Raw genomic sequence first — 893 nt, 5'->3', positions numbered from 1 at the left:
TCCCGCCTCCGCGACGATGACGTCGAGCGGGATTTCGATATGGACCGGGCGCGGACGCGCCGAGTTGAACACGGTGAAGGCGCGCGCCATCACCTCGGGAAGCTGGGCGGGATCGAGCAGCGTGTGGCTGAAGGCGGCAACGCCCGCCACCAGATTGCGCTGCGAGGGAAGTTCATGCAGCCGGCCCTGGCCCATCGCCAGCTGGTCGCGCGCATTCACCGCCGAGATGACCAGCATCGGCACGGAATCCGCATAGGCCTGGCCCATGGCGGTGGCGATGTTGGTCATGCCGGGACCGGTGACGATGAAGCAGACACCCGGCTTGCCGGTCACGCGCGCATAACCGTCGGCCATAAAGCCCGCACCCTGCTCGTGGCGCGGCGTCACGTGGCGGATCTTCGTGGCGGGCAGGCCGCGATAGAGTTCCACCGTGTGCACGCCGGGAATGCCGAAGATCAGCTCCACGCCGTAGGATTCCAGGAGACGGACGAGGTATTCGCCTGTCGTGAGCCGGGTGTCTGCAATCATTCTAGCGCCTCTCGACGCCCGGGAGGACGCAAAGCATGTGAGGAAAAGGGGTTCGGTCTCGTCGTCTGCGCTTCTCAGTGCAGGATCTGGCTGAGGAAGAGTTTGGTGCGCTCGTGCTGCGGGTTGTCGAAGAATTCGGCCGGCGAGTTCTGTTCGACGATCTGGCCCTGGTCCATGAAGATCACCCGGTTGGCCACCTGGCGGGCAAAACCCATTTCGTGCGTCACGCACAGCATGGTCATGCCTTCCTCGGCCAGCGACACCATCGTGTCGAGCACTTCCTTGACCATTTCCGGATCAAGCGCCGAGGTCGGCTCGTCGAACAGCATGATCTTCGGCTTCATGCAGAGCGAGCGGGCGATCGC

At 64.1% G+C, this 893-nt stretch carries 2 protein-coding genes; both read right to left on the bottom strand.

Features of this window, described 5'->3' with window-relative positions; translation table 11 throughout:
* Positions 1-528: thiamine pyrophosphate-binding protein (locus tag ACOZKU_RS03990; RefSeq protein WP_421577763.1), on the bottom strand; the 528-nt coding region annotated here is incomplete at its 3' end.
* Between the two features lie 74 nt (positions 529-602).
* Positions 603-893: AAA family ATPase (locus tag ACOZKU_RS03985; protein WP_421577762.1), on the bottom strand; the 291-nt coding region annotated here is incomplete at its 5' end.

It is taken from the genome of Shinella sp. M31 (assembly GCF_049199205.1).
Taxonomy (GTDB): Bacteria; Pseudomonadota; Alphaproteobacteria; order Rhizobiales; family Rhizobiaceae; genus Shinella.
This window is presented reverse-complemented; position numbering and strand designations above follow the sequence as displayed.